The following is a 15,301-nucleotide window of genomic DNA, read 5'->3' on the forward strand; positions in this document are numbered from 1 at the left end:
CTCGGACCGAGGCTCTCAATTCCGCTCCAACGCGTTCCTGCGCGTGCTGAAGAACAACGGCATCACCGGGTCGATGGGCCGCGTCGGCGCATGCGGCGATAACGCCGCGATGGAGTCCTTCTTCGCGCTGCTGCAGAAGAACGTCCTCGACCGGCAGCGGTGGTCAACCCGAGAGGAACTGCGCCTCGCGATGGTGATTTGGATCGAACGGACATACCACCGCAAGCGCCGGCAACGCCGCCTCGGCAAGCTCACCCCGATCGAGTTTGAGACAATAAACGTGGCCCTCAAAGCCGCCTGAGACCACTAACCCTTTGAGTCAACTGAACTCGGGGCAGTCCCCAGCATCGTTCGAGAAGCATGTCGTTTTTGCCGAGGCCGTCGGTCCCAGACGACCTCACGGCTGACCAACGAGGGGCTTCTTTCCAACTCATCGCGACTTGACGTAGCGACGGCTGAACACCCCCCTACAGGGGTACGCAGGGGTACGTCAACCCTCTTGAGAGTTCTCTTTTCAGCATGTGTACTGAACCTCCCATTGTGATTTGGAGGCGTTCATGCCCGAACATGTCCTAGCTTCACGTCAGCCCGACAGCGTTAGCTTAGTCGCCGTTTCCGCGACGACCTGGCAAGTACGAGGTCAGCGAGACGGGGATGAGCCAGCCTCCGATATCCTCGGCTACATTCAACACGTCGGAGATACCTTCGAGGCGACGAGTCTCATCAGGCCTCTAGAATGCCGTGCCATGTCCACCCTGGCCCGAGCGGTGGAGAGTATCGCCGGGGCGGCAACGAAATGAGCGCCGAAACCCAAGCCCCGACAACCACCTCCCCAGTCTCGCTTGTTCGCCCGGCGGTCGCCGGGCGCTATACGCGCGAGGCCACAGATACTTTCGGTGACTATCTGGGCCGCATCGGCAAAGGCCCCCTCCTCAGCGCCGAGGACGAAGTCAACCTCGCCAAGCAGATCGAAGTCGGACTGTTCGCCGCCGAAAAACTCGCGCACGGGGTCGACGACCACGAGCTTTCCCGGGAACTCGCCTGGCTCGCCCACGACGGCGGCCTGGCGAAGAACCACTTCATCGAAGCCAACTTGCGCCTCGTCGTCAGCATCGCCAAACACTACTCCGGCCGCGGGGTGCCGATCATGGACCTCGTCCAGGACGGCAACATCGGCCTCGTCCGCGCGGTAGAAAAGTACGACTTCACGACCGGCTACAAGTTCTCCACCTACGCCACCTGGTGGATCCGCCAAGCAATCCACCGCGGCATAGCCGACAAGTCCCGCATGATCCGCATCCCCGTGCACACCGCGGAAAAGCTCAACAAGATCAAGCTAATCCGCCGCGACCTTATGATTTCCCTCGATCGGGAACCAACCATCGAGGAACTGGCAGCTGCCAGCCTTCTCCCGGCCAAGGACGTGTCCCGGTTACTCAGCTACGACCGCGAACCCATCTCTCTGGACATGCCGATCGGTGATGGTGTTGGGGACATCTCCGAACTCATCCAAGACGGCGACCTGCCCGAGCCCGAGGAATACGCGACCCTGACCCTCCGCCGGGCCGATATCTCCTTCCACCTTCACCGACTGCCGTCCCGGGAACAGGCCATCTTGACCGCCCGGTTCGGACTCGACGGCGACGAGCCGCACACCCTCGAACAGGTCGCAGCCGTCCAGGGCGTCACCCGGGAACGCGTCAGACAAATCGAAAAACGCGCCCTCGCACTCCTGCGCGTACCCCGACTCGAACAATACCTCTACGACTAAACCCGATAGGGACGACAACCCCCAGTCGGTTTCGGTCACGGTGATGAACTTCGCACCTTCGTGCGCGCGTTTGCTGGCCCAGGCAGAATGGGCAGGCCACCAGAATTCCGTACAGCGACGACTAACCCACGACTGAGCGGCGGCCGATCCCCCGACAAGTCGAGAGGTGTGAGCTGCTGAGGTAGAACCTTCTGCGCGTGAAGTGGGCCAAGTACAAAACTGAGACAACGGTGCTCGTTTGGCGAAATTGATGGAATTCAACATTTTCAGAGCGGCCCGATTTTCGGGTTGACTACGAGGCTGCTGAGTGTGATTATCACGATCCGACCCGAAAGGCTTACAACCATGAAAGTACTCGCATACATTTTGTCGGTGCTCGTGGCAACCGGCCTCATTATCGGCGGCACCTTCCTAATCCTCGTCCAAGCGCCAACAGATTCGAGCGGCCTGCTGTTACTGGCGATCGGCGCGCTCTGTGTTTTCATCTACGGCCCACTCATCCTGGGTTCAATCACGTCATATTGGGATGTGAAGAAAACGGGCGAGAGTCGACGGTATTTCAGATGGTGGTTCGGGATAGTGCTCGGACTCGAGGCACTCGGAGCGGTCGCGATCATTCTCTATGCGCTCCTCACCCACGCGCCTGCTTGGCTGCCGATCGTCTTCATCGGGGCCGGGGTCGCGCTCACCGCGGTCGCATTGCTCGTGGGACAAACGCTCCTCCGACACGAAGAAGCACGTCCCCTCGTCGAACGCCCCTGCGTTCCGATCAGCCGAAGGGAGATCGTGCGCAAGATCACCATCGTTGCCATCACCTTTGTAGCCACACTCGTGCTCGCTCTCGTGCTGTTCACCGTTCTCGCCCGTGGGAGCAGGTCCGCCATCTCGGAAATCGGCGTGCAGCTGTCCTTCGCGGCAGAATCTGCGTTCTTCGCCGCGGCCCTTGCCTGCATACTCGTGACGCTGCCACTAAATCGCCGTCTTCGCGAAAGCGTCAGCCGGGACCTTGGAAGATTGAGAAAGATGGGCAAGGTAGTGCTACGCGGCAAGCAACTAGAGCTCGATCACGACGAGCAGGTCGCTGCGGCCAAATACGCGGTGCTGATTTCGATGGTCTTTCCCTTCCAACTCGCTTACATCACGCTGCTCTATATCGGACTCGGAATCCAGCAGGCACAGTCCCTCGTGTCGGGAACCCGATCGGACTTTTCGATCGGGCTACTTATCGCGCTCCTCGTCGTGCTGCTGGCTTTCTTCCCTCTGTTCGGTCGACGAATCTACCGGGCACGCAAATACGCGCGTGAGCACGCAGAACTTCTTCCAACAGATGATGTCACGTCCACCCCCACCGCCAACGGCCTCGTCCGTTAGCGGAGAGTCTTTCAAACCTCAGCGCGGAGATACGCGTAAACAGTTTCCCGGCTGATACCAAAGTCTCGAGCCAGAGCAGCCTTCGGCACGCCGGCGGCGGCCTTCTCACGCAACTCCGCAGCCCGGGCCGCATCCAGAGAAGGCGCGCGTCCCCGGTACACACCACGCCTCTTCGCCAGGGCAATACCCTCACGTTGACGTTCGCGAATCAGAGACCGCTCAAACTCAGCAAAGGCCCCCATCACGTTCAGGAGCAAGTTTGCCATCGCATTGTCATCCCCTGTGAAAGAGAGCTGCTCTTTCACGAACTCGACTCGGACCTTCTTCGCCGTGAGCCGGCGCACGATCGAGCGGAGATCCTCCAAATTGCGGGCAAGGCGGTCCATCGAGTGAACGAGAACAGTATCGCCATCCCGGACGAACTTGATCAACTCCTCCAACTCAGGCCGGTTCAGGTCCTTCCCCGACGCCTTGTCCTCGAACACCCGATCGACGTCGACACCATCAAGCTGGCGGACGGTGTTCTGATCGAGGGTACTGACTCGCACGTATCCAACTCGTTGACCCGTCATGAAGCCTCCGGCCCTTTCTGTCAGGTTGAACTCTAAGACCCGGAAACGAGGGCTGTCAGACAATCTAAATATAACCCTATCTTGACGCCATTAAATACATACGCCTGACGTCTATTTGGGGTGTACCCCAAAACGACGAGATGCCTCCGTGCAGACGTGTACCGACATCAATACAGACGACTTCTGCGACCAGGCCTCGCACCCGGGCTGCCAGATACGCCCCGTCCGCGCCTGCTGCGGTTCCGCATCGATATGCTCTGCGGCGGTGATCAACGAGGTCCGGGCGGCCGTGAGCGCCACGTCCAACGCGCCCAGGTGCGCCGCAGGGATCTGATCGGGATCCTTCTCCAACGCAGCAGCCCACACCCGACGGGCGACGCCAACCGCGCCTCCTAGCCAGCACGCCGCAACGACAATCCCGCCCCACGCGAAACCGGGCCGGCTCAGGTACCAGTCCGGACCGCCCACGGGCACAGTCGGCACGTTATCAAAATGCACCGGGCCGCTTGGAACTGCACGGAGCCCTTAACTGACCCACGTATCCACGTCGGGTGTGACGCCCGGGTCTCGGAGGCTCACAGCGAATAGTCGCCCGCTGGAGGCGGTGACGTGCGCACTGACGAGCGCATAGCTACGTGTGCCAGCGAGAGAACACCACGGTTTCGTGCCGTTCAGCCTCCACCCCGCACCCGCGGTACGGGCCTCCGCCGTCAAACGGGTCCCTCCGCTTTCAGCGGCGAAAACACCCCACGTCCCCACGGCCGCGTCTTCGGCGCTGACAAGTGCGGCCGGCTCGAGGCCCGCTTGATTTACAATCGCCAACGCGTCCAAATGCGCTTCGGCGACCCGCGCCGCAGTGAGGTCACAACACGCCAACGTCGCGAGTACTTCGAAATACTCCACCGTCTTGCCCGACCCCGGCCGAGGGACGGTCCCGGACAATTTCACGGCCAACGCAAGCGCACTCTCGGCATTGCCGTTCACCGCCCAGGCCGCATCCGCGTAGTCACGAAGGCTCGTCTCCGCTGCGTGTCCGGCGGGGTGCCGGAGACGTAGGGGCTCGGGTCCGATCATGGGCCGGTCAGGCCCTCCCAGCGGGCCGGGTGGGCGTCTTTTTGGATGGTTTCCGCGGGACCCGGTTTTCAGCGCTGACCATCCACACGAACTGCTCCAGCCTCTCGATGATTCCGTGCAGAATGTCTGCGCTCGTGGGGTCTTCCGCATCGACTGCATCGTGCACAGCACGAATGTTATCGACGGTAACCGTGAGGCGTTCGGTGATCAGAACAACCGTGTCTCCTGTGTCGACTTCTCCTGCGGGAAACGGCGGGAGGTGGGTGGCTTTCGTCACCGTTTCGCTGCGACCGTCGGGCAGGGCGTCGATCGCGCGCATGCGTTCGGCCAGTTCGTCAGAGAACGCGCGGGCGGCGTCGATGATTTCATCGAGTTGCAGATGCAGATCCCGAAAATTGTGGCCGACCACACTCCAGTGCGCCTGCTTGCCCTGCAGATGCAATTCGATCACGTCTACCAGGATGGATTGCAGGTTGGAGCCCAATTCTGCCGATGCTTTCATGAGGGTGCCTTTCGTGGTTGATGGAGCGAGAGCGAACATGTTCAGGGGCAACAACTCCGGCGAGCGAAGCATATACACGTCTTCGGGGCTGTGCGTTGGTAGCAAAGTTCTGGGTTGTCTCGGTGGTGCGCTGCCGGCGTGTGGATAGTCGAACCCGGGTGATCGTGTGCTTTCGGGATGGGCCGATTCCCGAACGGATGGGAGTTAGTGGAGGCGGGTAGTTTGTGTTGTGCGTGCGCGGATGCCAGCGCTGATCTGTACGAGGGCGGGTAGTTGCCCACCGAGCAGAGTGTCGAAGGCGACCAATACCTCGGTGACTATGCGGCTGGCTTCCCGGGGCGAGATACCGCGCCGGCAGGTGATGGCCACCTTCAACACCGATTGGTGTTTGACCTGATAGGTGGAGACGTGGGAGGCAACAAGCTCCGGCCGGCCGGAGAGGGCGTCCTGGATGGCGTGCTCGGCGACGTGGGAGTCGACGAGAACCATACCGGCATTTCCGCCGACGGTGATGAGCTGGCGGGTGTGGCCGTGGCCCTGTCGGATGATGAAGAGGACAAGCAGGATGATAAGTGCCCCGCCGGCTGCAAGTGCGACCAGCCACAACCAGCTGCCGCTGATCGGCATGGGCTGGTTGGGGAGTGGAGTGGCGCGCAGCCACCGGGTCACCCCGGAAACCCCGATCGCCGCCGAGTGCGTCCAGGTATCACGGACGGGCCCTGCGATCGCCACCAGCAGCAAGGCTGCGCCGCCGCTGAAAATGACGAGGCCGACCACCAAAATGAACAGCCGGTTGAGGACACGGTTAGTGGAGTTCATTCACCGACCTTTCCCACGGCGGCCACGACGACTTGGGGCTGCAGCACGCGCCGCAGTCCCAGTTCATGCAAGTGTCCCTGGACGGCGGTGAGGGCGGCCGTCTGGTCAACCGGGGTTCCGGAGGTCGGGGTGAGGTGCACCGTCACCCGTCGGCCTGTCACGGTTACCCGTGCGTTGTCCGGCGCTACTCCCGCAGCGCGGGCGGCGTCCCGGGCCAGGGCGGAGGCGATGACCTCGCTATCGACGATGGTCACGGCCCGCGCGATAGCCAGCAAATGCCGGGAACGCCGGCCCGGTGCGACGGCCAGGAACAGCAGCAGGACCCCGATCAGGACGGCGGCGACACCGATCCCGCCCACGAGGGCCGGCGGGGCAGATCCGACACCCGCAACCGTGTGGGCGATCTCGGAGGGGGTGGCGAGTAGGCCGGGCCGGCCGAGCAGGTGCAGCACGATCTCGCTCATCAGCCACAGGCAGACGGCACTGATCAGGATGGCAAGTGTGATTGCTGCTACCGAACGCGGCGAATGCAGCTCGCGGCGGCTGATCCGCTTATAGGTGGAACGGTATGTGGTCACGTGACCCGGTCCTCTGCTTTGAAGTCGACGCCGGTGAGCTGCACACTTACGCAGGAGACGACGGATCCGGTCAACTCCCCCGCACGGTGATGAATGTGCTGCCGGGCTTGCTCGGCGCGCTCCAGAATCGTCCCGCCAGACCGCGGCACGATCAACGGGTCACGGGCCACCCGGGTGAGAGAGAGGATCGGGATCGGGGCGCTGACGGTCAGGGCAAGACTGCCCCGGTCATCGGTGATCGTCGTACCCACCGTCGCCACGCTCACTCCGAGGGCCTCGGCCGCGACGGCGGACACCAGCCTGTTCAGAGCGCGCGTGGACACGGTTGTCCGGCCACGACCGGGCGGAACGAGACCGGGAGCGAGCTGTAACACAGGAAGGGACGGTGCCACCGGGGTCAGGGTGGTCATGAGGAGGATCGGGTGCCGCGGAAGGCGTCGACGAGGCGGGCCACGCTCAGTTTGCCTTCGATAATCCGCCCGAGGGTCGCTCCCACGCCCATGGCCACGGCCACGAAGAAGAACGGCCAGAACCCGAAGACGAGCCACGTCAGCGCGAGCACGGCGCCCAGCAGGGCGCCTGTTTTCGTGGCCGTGTTCATTGGACTCGCGCCTCGGCTTTCTGGTCCTTGTCATCGCTGGGCAGGTGCACGTCGTTGATGGTGACGTTCACCTCGGTGACGTCCATGCCGACGAGGTCTTCGATGGCGCCGATCACCGCGGACCGAACCCGGTCGGCCACATCCTGCAGGGCCACCGGGTACTCCGCCACGATCGTGACGTCCGCTGCAACCTGGGTTTCGCCCACTTCGACGCTGATGCCCTGGCTGACGTCAGTAGTGTTCAGGGCGTCCCGGATGGCGCCGAGAGCCCGCGCGGCACCACCGCCGAGGGCATGCACGCCAGAGACCTCCCGGGCTGCGATGCCGGCGATTTTCGCCACGACCGCGTCGTTGATCACGGTCTTACCCCGCCCGGCGGCGGCTGCGGAACTCGAGGTGGGGGAAAGAGTCGGTGACGTGGGATTGTTCATGAGTGACGCTCCTGTGTTGTCCGCCCCGGGACCGGGGGAATTATGTTGGTTATGGTGTAGTCGTAAAGGAAGGTCACTTCGTCACGCGAGGTGCTAGTGTTCCCAGCGAACAGGGGGGCGGCCGTGCCAGACAGCCAGATCAGGGCTCTGCTTGAGCATGCTGACGACCGAACCTTGGTCGAGCGCACCGTTGACGGTGATATCCGGGCGTTCGAGGTGCTCGTGCGCCGGCACGGCCCCCTGATGCGCGCCTACGCGACCCGGATCCTGGGATCCAACGACGAAGCAGATGACGTCGTCCAGGAAACGTTCATCACCGCGTGGGCGAAGCTGCCGACCCTGGAAAATCCCGCTCTGGCGAAGGGGTGGCTGATGCGCATCGTCAGCCACAAGAGCATCGATCGGATCCGCGCCAGGCGACACCATTCCAGTCTCGACAACCTCGACGTGCCCGCACCGGACCATCACTCGCCGATCACTGCGGTTGAGGCGCTCTCGCGGAGCGAGGCACTGTCCCAGGTGTTGTCCGAGCTACCCACAAATCAGCGTCGATGCTGGGAACTAAAAGAATTCGGGGACTACAGTTATGCCGAGATCGCTGAAGAACTCGACTTACCTGTCTCCACGATCCGCGGCCTTCTCGCCCGCGCCCGCAAAACTCTGATCCGCGAGATGGAGGCCTGGCGATGACACCACCGAACATGCCCGATGCCACCTCGGACTGGTACCTCTCCGACAATGAGCCTGGCCACCTCGATGGCCACACCATCGAGGAACTCAACGACTACCTTGACCGCGGCCGGGTACCCGCCAACCTGTCGATCGACACGTCCCCGGCGTGTCAAATCGCTCTCGCTTCGCTGGAGCGCCTGAGCTCCGCGATGAGTTCCCTACTCCAGGACGAAGCCGACCGGGCAGACGTGCGCGACGACAGCTGGGTCACCGCGATCATGGACGGAATCGTGCGCGACGCCCGATCCGGACGCGACATACCCCTCGAACATCCCTCGCCGCACGCCCGACTTTTCGTCACCGAGGGAGCCGTACGCGGACTCGTGCGCGCGGCCGGCGATACCGTCGCCAACCTCATCGTCGGCCGCTGCCGACTCGACGGTGACCTCGCCACGCCGGGGGCGCCCATCACGATCGCCATCAACGCGAGCATTTACCGGGGCGAGAGCATTCCGGCCCTCGCCGAGCAGCTCCGACAAACCGTTGCAGCCGCGTTGAGCGCGCACACCGAACTCACTATCGCGGCCATCGACGTAACTATTCAAAACATTTACCTCACCCGGCACGATCCCGAAATCGGACAGGACACACCGTGACGGATACCACCGCTCTCGCTGCAGACCTGGAAACCGCCGTACGCGCCGTGCCGGGCGTGAGCACCCTGTACCCGACCGCGCCGCTGCTCGCGACGATCGTTGGAGCCGTCGTTGACGCAATCACTACCCGCACGGTGTCCCCCCCTCTCGTCTCGGTCTCCAACGGACACGCCGGACTGAGCGTTTCCGCGCGCATCGGTGTCGCCGACACGAAATCCGCGGCCTCGGTGTCTCGCCTCGTGTACGACACGATCGCCGCCAACCCGGCCATCCGGGCCGCTGAACCGATCGACACCATCAGCGTCACGGTCGCCAGCATCGACTGACGTTCCCACGATTTCGGATCCGCGCGTGAGGAATCACCGACGTCGTACGTCTTACCCAGAGCTGTGTGACAATTCGCGCCTTGTGCGCTGCGTTCTTCGGCCTTTCCGAAGAAATGCGTGCGGTGCGCTTGACATGCGGCGCGCTTGAACTGCCACACGCCGTCGTTTCCGACTACATCGTGCCGACCCGTCGGCCCAATCCAACCCTGGAGGTTGACATGCCTATCGAATTCACTACCGCTCTCGCGGGTGGGCTGGCCACTCTGATCGACTTCGTCCCCAAACTCTTGCTGTTCCTGGTCATTCTGATTGTCGGACTTGTCGTGGCGAAACTGATCTCCAAAGCGCTGGCACGACTGCTGGACAAGGTCGGCTTTGACCGGATCGTGGAACGCGGCGGAGTCAAGAAGGCCCTGGCGGGCTCCGCCCTGGACGCCTCCGACATCATCGGAAAGATCCTGTACTACACGCTGGTGCTGTTCGTGTTGCAGTTCGCGTTCGGCGTCTTTGGACCCAACCCGGTCAGCGACCTGCTCGCTGGCATCATCGCGTTCTTGCCGAAAATCATCGTCGCGATCATCATCATCGTCATCGCCGCAGCGGTCGCGGCAGGCGCGAAAACACTGATCCAGGGAACCCTGGGCGGTTTGTCCTACGGGAAAGTCCTCGCCAACATTGCCAGCATCTTCATCTTGTTCCTGGGCGTGACGGCGGCACTGAACCAGATCGACGTCGCCACGACCGTGACCACCCCGATCCTGATCGCCGTGCTGGCCATCATCGCGGGCGTCATCATCGTGGGCGCCGGCGGCGGCCTAATCAAGCCAATGCAAGCCCGCTGGGAGTCCTACCTCACCAAGGCCGAAGAAGAAGCCCCGAAAATGCGCCTCGAAGCCCAAAAAGCGCCCAGCGTGAAAGAACAGGCCGAGCAGGCCAAGTACAAGGTGCACAACACACTCAACCCCACCGACGCCGGCACCACCCGCCGCATGAACAACGCCCGCTAACACACAGCACCCGGGTTTCACCCGCAACCCGGCACCACCCGGCGCGGGCCTGTTCGGCGGCAACACTCTCCGCCCCCGAACAGGCACGCGCCGCCACCTCCCCAGAAGATTTGATAGCACGACCACTTGATCGAAGCCCCGTGATTCCCGGCATCACGAACACTCTCCCCCGCGTTCTCTTCTCGGCGCGCGGACCGCTCAGCGAGCAGCTCCTCAAAGCTTTGTTCCGGTCCCGACCGCCCGGGCGCGGGAGCGCCTGAGGCCCTCCTGGACGGCTTTGGCGTTGTCGTAGCCGGCGCCCTTGAGAACGGGGGCGACATTCTGGTCGACGACGACGTTCAATTCACCCTGTTCCTGCTCTACGGCCTGCACTACGGCGGCGTCATTCCCGGCGACGAGGACTGGGGATGGCACCCCGACACCATCAGCGCCCGGATCATGATTGAACGGGCCCTCGAGGCGCAGCTTCGCCGTACCGTGCCCCAACGGGTCTGCGCTCTTCACCCTCACCGGCACCCATCCGGACCCCAGCCTGGCCCGGAACCTGGCACGAACGGCCACCCGGGAACAAGCCATCGAATTCATCGTGCACCGCTCCGTGTATACCCTCAAAGAGGCCGACCCGCATTCCTAGGCGATCCCGCGCCTCACCGGGCGGGCAAAGGCGGCCCTGATCGAGATTCAGGCCGACGAGTACGGGGGCGGCCGGGTGGAGCGGATGTATTCGGTGCTCTTCGCCGCCACGATGCGCGGCGTCGGGCTCGACGACCGTTACGGGGCGTATGTGGACGCGGTGCCGGCAATCACCCTGGCCTCGTTCAACACGATGTCCCTGTTCGGGTTGAATCGTCGCCTTGTGGGCGCGTTGGTGGGGCACTTGGCGGCGTTCGAGATGACGTCCGCGATCCCGAATCGACTCTACGCCGACGGTTTCCAACGCCTCGGTTTCGATGACGCGGTCACCGAATACTTTGACGAACAGGTCGAAGCAGATGCCGTACACGAACAAATCGCCGGCCGCGACCTGGCCGGCTCCTCGCCCACGACGACCCCGTCGCCGTCGCCGTCGCCGTCGCCGACATCACGTTCGGCGCCAACACCTGCCTGACCCTGGACGGCCGGATGGCCGACCACATCCTCACCACCTGGAAAGACGGGAAGCCTTCCCTACGAACCTCACCCCAGGCGGGTTTCCCGCCGGCGGCCACAACCACACCATGAGCCGGGCAGACACGCACCCCCCCCCCCCCCCCCCCCCNCACAGCCCGCCCCGACGGTCCACTGCTTGTCCGCGGCGACTTCGAGCTGCAAAACGAGAACGGGGAAATACCCCGAACCCGCGCATCCATCGCGCTCTGCCGTTGCGGTGTGTCTGCGATTAAGCCATTCTGCGACGACACCCACAAGCTCGTCAGCTTCACCACGAACCCCGCCCCGCAGTCCGAACCCCCGCCGCCGCGATACCAGCCCTGTTAGTTGCACCCGCCGGGAGCCCGTGCGTAGGATTTCGACCACCGCCGAACGCCGGGCGCATCCACATCCGACGAGAACCGGGTGTCCGGACGGGTCCTGGGCCTTCACGGGTATTTTTTGCCACTCGATGTGACGAATCGGCCAGTCCACACGTCATAACTGTGACCGTCGTCGGGTACGACATCGGTGCAACACTGACGACTTGACCGCATCGACTACATAGTGCTGAAGCGAAGGAGTGCGACTATGGCGTTCTCGTCCCCGTCCGCGGTGACCCTGCCCTCTGAAAACCCGGGCGGCAGTGCGGGCAAAACATTCATCAGCGAGAGCATCATCGCGCAAGTCGCGGGCATCGCCGCCCGCGACGTCACCGGCGTATACGCCCTCGGCGGTGGCATGGCGCGCGCGCTCGGTGCACTCCGAGAAACCATCAACGGCACCGATGCAAGCCAAGGCATCGACGTAGACGTTGAAAAGGCAAACGTAGTCGTCAACGTCACACTCGTCGCCCAGTACCCAGCTCGCCTGCAGCAAACTGCTGCAGACGTGCGCGAAGCCGTGGTCCGGGCCGTAGAAGACCTCATCGGCATGACCGTGACCGAGGTCAACGTCACCATTGCCGACATCCACGAACCAGACGACACCGCCGACCCGCTGGCCGGTTCGGTCTCCAACTCCCCGGCACACCCTGCTCCGGTTCCCCCCAGCAGCACCCCAATGAACACAGAAAGCGAGAACACGATGAGTGCATCCGACAAGATCAACAACGCCGCCGAAGACCTCAAGGGCAAGGCAAACGAGGCCATCGGCAAGGCCGCCAACGACGACTCGAAGGTCGCCGAGGGCCGCGCCGAGCAGGCATCCGCCAGCGTCAAGAAGGCCGGCGAAAACGTCAAGGACGCCTTCACAAGCTAACCCTGCAGTGCGGCAGGCTCCGGCCTGCCGCACAAAGCTCCGCCCCCGGTGCCGCCACCTCGGCGATCACCCGGTCCAACACTAGAAAGCGAGCACCCACCATGGGCTTCTTCAGATTCCTCCTCCTGGGCGTAATCGGCGCCCTCCTCGGCGGGTTCCTCGGCGGCCTGCTCTTCAAAGCCCCGCTCCAGGACTTCTTCTCCATCCAAACCTGGCTACTCGCCATCGGCGGCTCCATCGTCGTGCTGCTGATCTACGGCCTCGTCACAGACCGCCGCCGGACGGCCTAAAACTAATCCTGTCCGGGCACCCGGGCAGGACCTCGCTGCGTTGGTCCGGGCCGCCCCGTCAAAGCGGACCGGACCAAGGCCGAGCGCCAAACCGACATTGGGCGTGCTGCCGACTATGAACAGAGCACGTTCCAAAGCCCGCCTCCCACCCTGCGTCAAGCTGGACGCACCCTCCTCGTGACGGCCTTGGTAAATCTGAGCGTGCCGGATGTCTTCATGCGCAGGCCCGTATAACAACCAGGTAGTGCACCCAGTGCACTCAGATTCCGTGGCTTGCACCGCACATTCCGCAAGCTCCGGTCAAGTCGTCGGCAGCGACTCGTCTTGCAGCAACAACGCGCGCTGGCCCTCGCAAGGAAAGCGTCCCACAGGCCAGCTGCGCGCGGTTGTGGCGGCTACTGCGTCACCGCAGTGTGGCCCCCAGTGGGGCCCAATCAGGGGTTCTCGGTTCAGCGGGAGGTGTGGGAGAATCGTGCCAGCCATCCGGCGATCGGGCGCTGCTGCTCGCCTTGCTGGGCGGCGAGCACGATCAAGATCACGGTGAGAGCCGGCGTCACCCATTGCAACACGCGCTGCTGACGCTGCAGAGATTCGAGTTCCGCGGACGCGCCGGGACCGCCTTCGGTGGTTCCGATGGTGGCTTCCCCGGAGTGCTTGCTCATCTGCGTGCCCAAGATGCCCGAATACAGGGTTGTTCCCGCGGCCACGCCCGTGAGCGCCAGCTTCACGATGGTGTTCGCGCGCGCTTCGGGCTGACCGGCCAGACGCGCCTTGTTGCCTAGGATCAGGCCGGCCCCGCCGACCCCGTGGGCGATGAGGGCGGCTACCTGTACCGGCGCCCACCTTTTCCATCCCTCACTGGCCAAGGCCAATCGTTCCCGGGGATTCTTCGCCGTCGCGGCGCTCCCGTTGAGCCCAACAGCTCCCATCAATGCCCCGCCCGCCCATACGGCCAACCCCACATCATGCAGGCTGCGAACAAACGTATTGCGTCCAGTCACGGTGAACTCCCTTTCAGTACGGTTCTTCCCCGACGCGAATGCACAGGGACAGACACTAACTACGACGGGCGCCGCGACCGATTTCTCACGCCCGGCACCCACCACTACCACGCCTCACAGGTTCTTCCCAGTCCGAGCGCCCACGCCCTGCGCACCCCCCACGTGTCCGTGGACTGCGAAAAACGCGCACCGCCGCGGATACCGGGTTGTCATCAACCGGTATAGGTGGTCTCCAGTTTCGGGGTGTTTCGGCCGTGATGGCGACGATTCAGTTCTCGTCCTGAGCGCGTCGATTCCAACTGAAAGGGGCCCATGAGCTCCGTCACATCCCGGTCTCTGCCCTACCCGTTGGGTGCCACCCCGGTTGCGGGGGGGCATCAACATGGCGGTGTATTCCGAGACGGCCGACCTGGTCGAGTTCTGCTCCTTCGATGACGCGGGCGTGGACACCCGCACCCCGCTGGCCGAGCGCACCGGCCACGTATTCCACGGCCTGATTCCCGGGGCGGGGATCGGTACGCGCTACGGCCTCCAACGGGCTACGTCACAACGCCCTCAAGGTGCTGCTCGACCCCCACGTCCGCGCCGTAGAGGGCGCTTACGCGTGGGCCCAGGAAATGTTCAGACACGACCAGAACAACCCCGAACACTTGGACCCGAGCGACTCCGCCGGGTTTACACCGCGCTGCGTGATCACTGACCCGGACTTGGACTGGACCGGCGACAGCGCACCGCTGACACAGCTCAGCAACACGGTGATCTACGAGGTCCACGTCAAAGGCTTCACCCAGACCCACCCTGACGTCCCGGACAACATTCGCGGCACCTACGCGGGCCTATCAAGCCCTGCCGCTCTCACGCACTTCACCGAGCTGGGCGTGACGGCTATGGAACTGATGCCGGTCCAGCAATTGGTGCAGGACAGCCACCTCGAAGAGAAAACGCCACACACTACAACGTCGTACAACGACGAATGCCCTGGCCCTGACCCCATGTGAGATCAAGCTGGCGTGTACCCCAAATTGGCAGGCCTCGCGGACAGCCTATGACAAAACCTCACAGACACTCTCCCGGCACGGTTGATCCCGGCATCAAGTTTCGAACTCACTGCTGCAGAATTCCACGAAAGCCCCTGATGACCAACTGGCGAGTAGCCGTAGTTGGAACCGTTAGTCCACTCAGGTGGTACTGATCTTCTGGCGAGGTGGTACTGGCAGCAGCGGGTCGTTGACCGCCGCTGCC

General features: G+C 63.4%; 20 protein-coding genes and 1 pseudogene. 13 read left to right on the top strand and 8 right to left on the bottom strand.

Annotated features, from left to right (window positions below):
* The 3 genes from E3O39_RS18555 to E3O39_RS18565 all read left to right on the top strand — a co-directional run.
* Nucleotides 1–301 (top strand): IS3 family transposase (locus E3O39_RS18555; RefSeq protein WP_166787413.1); only part of this gene is annotated, 301 nt, incomplete at its 5' end.
* Between the two features lie 495 nt (nt 302–796).
* The gene (locus E3O39_RS18560) at nt 797–1,771 is read left to right on the top strand and encodes an RNA polymerase sigma factor RpoD/SigA (protein ID WP_134449829.1); all 975 of its coding nucleotides are present in this window, start codon (nt 797–799) and stop codon (nt 1,769–1,771) included.
* 345 nt (nt 1,772–2,116) lie between these two features.
* Nucleotides 2,117–3,142 (top strand): hypothetical protein, encoded by a 1,026-nt coding sequence (locus tag E3O39_RS18565; RefSeq protein ID WP_134449830.1) that lies wholly within the window; start codon nt 2,117–2,119, stop codon nt 3,140–3,142.
* A gap of 11 nt (nt 3,143–3,153) precedes the next feature.
* Here the strand turns inward: E3O39_RS18565 and E3O39_RS18570 are convergent, their stop codons facing one another.
* The 7 genes from E3O39_RS18570 to E3O39_RS18600 form a co-directional block, all read right to left on the bottom strand.
* Nucleotides 3,154–3,714 (bottom strand): recombinase family protein, encoded by a 561-nt coding sequence (locus E3O39_RS18570; protein WP_134449831.1) that lies wholly within the window; start codon nt 3,712–3,714, stop codon nt 3,154–3,156.
* Nucleotides 3,715–4,795: 1,081 nt separating this feature from the next.
* Entirely contained in the window at nt 4,796–5,290 is a 495-nt protein-coding gene (locus E3O39_RS18575; protein WP_134449832.1) for a Dps family protein, read from the bottom strand.
* Nucleotides 5,291–5,494: 204 nt separating this feature from the next.
* Complete coding sequence (locus E3O39_RS18580) at nt 5,495–6,109, bottom strand: hypothetical protein (RefSeq protein WP_134449833.1); 615 nt, start codon at nt 6,107–6,109, stop codon at nt 5,495–5,497.
* On the bottom strand, nt 6,106–6,687 hold the full coding sequence (locus E3O39_RS18585) for a DUF6286 domain-containing protein (RefSeq protein WP_134449834.1): 582 nt from the start codon (nt 6,685–6,687) through the stop codon (nt 6,106–6,108). Before E3O39_RS18585 ends, E3O39_RS18580 begins: the two co-directional genes overlap by 4 nt.
* Nucleotides 6,684–7,010, bottom strand: coding sequence for a hypothetical protein (locus tag E3O39_RS18590; RefSeq protein WP_134449835.1), 327 nt, complete (start codon nt 7,008–7,010; stop codon nt 6,684–6,686). The genes E3O39_RS18585 and E3O39_RS18590 overlap by 4 nt, the downstream gene beginning before the upstream one ends.
* Nucleotides 7,011–7,093: 83 nt before the next feature.
* The gene (locus E3O39_RS18595) at nt 7,094–7,288 is read right to left on the bottom strand and encodes a DUF2273 domain-containing protein (RefSeq protein WP_134449836.1); all 195 of its coding nucleotides are present in this window, start codon (nt 7,286–7,288) and stop codon (nt 7,094–7,096) included.
* Complete coding sequence (locus E3O39_RS18600) at nt 7,285–7,719, bottom strand: Asp23/Gls24 family envelope stress response protein (protein ID WP_134449837.1); 435 nt, start codon at nt 7,717–7,719, stop codon at nt 7,285–7,287. The genes E3O39_RS18595 and E3O39_RS18600 overlap by 4 nt, the downstream gene beginning before the upstream one ends.
* 123 nt (nt 7,720–7,842) lie before the next feature.
* Here E3O39_RS18600 and E3O39_RS18605 point away from each other — a divergent pair, with 123 nt between their 5' ends.
* The 8 genes and pseudogenes from E3O39_RS18605 (at nt 7,843) to E3O39_RS18640 (ending at nt 13,058) form a co-directional block, all read left to right on the top strand.
* A complete protein-coding gene (locus tag E3O39_RS18605) occupies nt 7,843–8,409 on the top strand; it encodes an RNA polymerase sigma factor (RefSeq protein ID WP_134449838.1) in 567 nt (188 codons plus the stop codon).
* Nucleotides 8,406–9,047 (top strand): hypothetical protein, encoded by a 642-nt coding sequence (locus E3O39_RS18610; protein ID WP_241985141.1) that lies wholly within the window; start codon nt 8,406–8,408, stop codon nt 9,045–9,047. Before E3O39_RS18605 ends, E3O39_RS18610 begins: the two co-directional genes overlap by 4 nt.
* Entirely contained in the window at nt 9,044–9,373 is a 330-nt protein-coding gene (locus E3O39_RS18615) for a hypothetical protein (protein ID WP_134449839.1), read from the top strand. The genes E3O39_RS18610 and E3O39_RS18615 overlap by 4 nt, the downstream gene beginning before the upstream one ends.
* 65 nt (nt 9,374–9,438) lie before the next feature.
* Nucleotides 9,439–10,380: a hypothetical protein gene (locus E3O39_RS18620; RefSeq protein WP_198413481.1), complete on the top strand. Its 942-nt coding sequence runs from the start codon at nt 9,439–9,441 to the stop codon at nt 10,378–10,380.
* A 152-nt stretch (nt 10,381–10,532) separates the two neighbouring features.
* Nucleotides 10,533–11,601: pseudogene (locus E3O39_RS18625) on the top strand (iron-containing redox enzyme family protein).
* A gap of 60 nt (nt 11,602–11,661) precedes the next feature.
* Nucleotides 11,662–11,856 carry a CDGSH iron-sulfur domain-containing protein gene (locus tag E3O39_RS18630; protein WP_134542341.1) on the top strand — a complete coding sequence of 65 codons (195 nt, stop codon included), beginning with the start codon at nt 11,662–11,664 and terminating at the stop codon, nt 11,854–11,856.
* A gap of 267 nt (nt 11,857–12,123) precedes the next feature.
* Entirely contained in the window at nt 12,124–12,768 is a 645-nt protein-coding gene (locus E3O39_RS19240; protein ID WP_241985142.1) for an Asp23/Gls24 family envelope stress response protein, read from the top strand.
* Nucleotides 12,769–12,833: 65 nt separating this feature from the next.
* Nucleotides 12,834–13,058 carry a GlsB/YeaQ/YmgE family stress response membrane protein gene (locus tag E3O39_RS18640; protein ID WP_370295010.1) on the top strand — a complete coding sequence of 75 codons (225 nt, stop codon included), beginning with the start codon at nt 12,834–12,836 and terminating at the stop codon, nt 13,056–13,058.
* 449 nt (nt 13,059–13,507) lie between these two features.
* Here E3O39_RS18640 and E3O39_RS18645 read toward each other — a convergent pair whose 3' ends face one another.
* Nucleotides 13,508–14,059, bottom strand: a complete 552-nt coding sequence (locus tag E3O39_RS18645) for a hypothetical protein (RefSeq protein WP_134449841.1) — start codon at nt 14,057–14,059, stop codon at nt 13,508–13,510.
* A 382-nt stretch (nt 14,060–14,441) separates the two neighbouring features.
* On the opposite strand from E3O39_RS18645, the gene E3O39_RS19965 reads away from it, so the two are divergent.
* On the top strand, nt 14,442–14,759 hold the full coding sequence (locus tag E3O39_RS19965) for a hypothetical protein (RefSeq protein WP_134449842.1): 318 nt from the start codon (nt 14,442–14,444) through the stop codon (nt 14,757–14,759).
* The gene (locus tag E3O39_RS18655) at nt 14,749–15,057 is read left to right on the top strand and encodes a hypothetical protein (protein WP_134449843.1); all 309 of its coding nucleotides are present in this window, start codon (nt 14,749–14,751) and stop codon (nt 15,055–15,057) included. The genes E3O39_RS19965 and E3O39_RS18655 overlap by 11 nt, the downstream gene beginning before the upstream one ends.
* Nucleotides 15,058–15,301: the final 244 nt, after the last annotated feature.

It is taken from the genome of Cryobacterium sp. MDB2-A-1 (genome assembly GCF_004402675.1).
Classification (GTDB): domain Bacteria; phylum Actinomycetota; class Actinomycetes; order Actinomycetales; family Microbacteriaceae; genus Cryobacterium; species Cryobacterium glucosi.

Bases quoted from the DNA above. Each gene is read 5' to 3' on its own strand.
- E3O39_RS18595 (WP_134449836.1), bottom strand. From the start codon at position 7,288: ATGAACACGGCCACGAAAACAGGCGCCCTGCTGGGCGCCGTGCTCGCG.
- E3O39_RS18610 (WP_241985141.1), top strand. From the start codon at position 8,406: ATGACACCACCGAACATGCCCGATGCCACCTCGGACTGGTACCTCTCC.
- E3O39_RS18565 (WP_134449830.1), top strand. From the start codon at position 2,117: ATGAAAGTACTCGCATACATTTTGTCGGTGCTCGTGGCAACCGGCCTC.
- E3O39_RS18580 (WP_134449833.1), bottom strand. From the start codon at position 6,109: ATGAACTCCACTAACCGTGTCCTCAACCGGCTGTTCATTTTGGTGGTC.
- E3O39_RS18560 (WP_134449829.1), top strand. From the start codon at position 797: ATGAGCGCCGAAACCCAAGCCCCGACAACCACCTCCCCAGTCTCGCTT.
- E3O39_RS18600 (WP_134449837.1), bottom strand. From the start codon at position 7,719: ATGAACAATCCCACGTCACCGACTCTTTCCCCCACCTCGAGTTCCGCA.
- E3O39_RS18575 (WP_134449832.1), bottom strand. From the start codon at position 5,290: ATGAAAGCATCGGCAGAATTGGGCTCCAACCTGCAATCCATCCTGGTA.
- E3O39_RS18570 (WP_134449831.1), bottom strand. From the start codon at position 3,714: ATGACGGGTCAACGAGTTGGATACGTGCGAGTCAGTACCCTCGATCAG.
- E3O39_RS19965 (WP_134449842.1), top strand. From the start codon at position 14,442: ATGGCGGTGTATTCCGAGACGGCCGACCTGGTCGAGTTCTGCTCCTTC.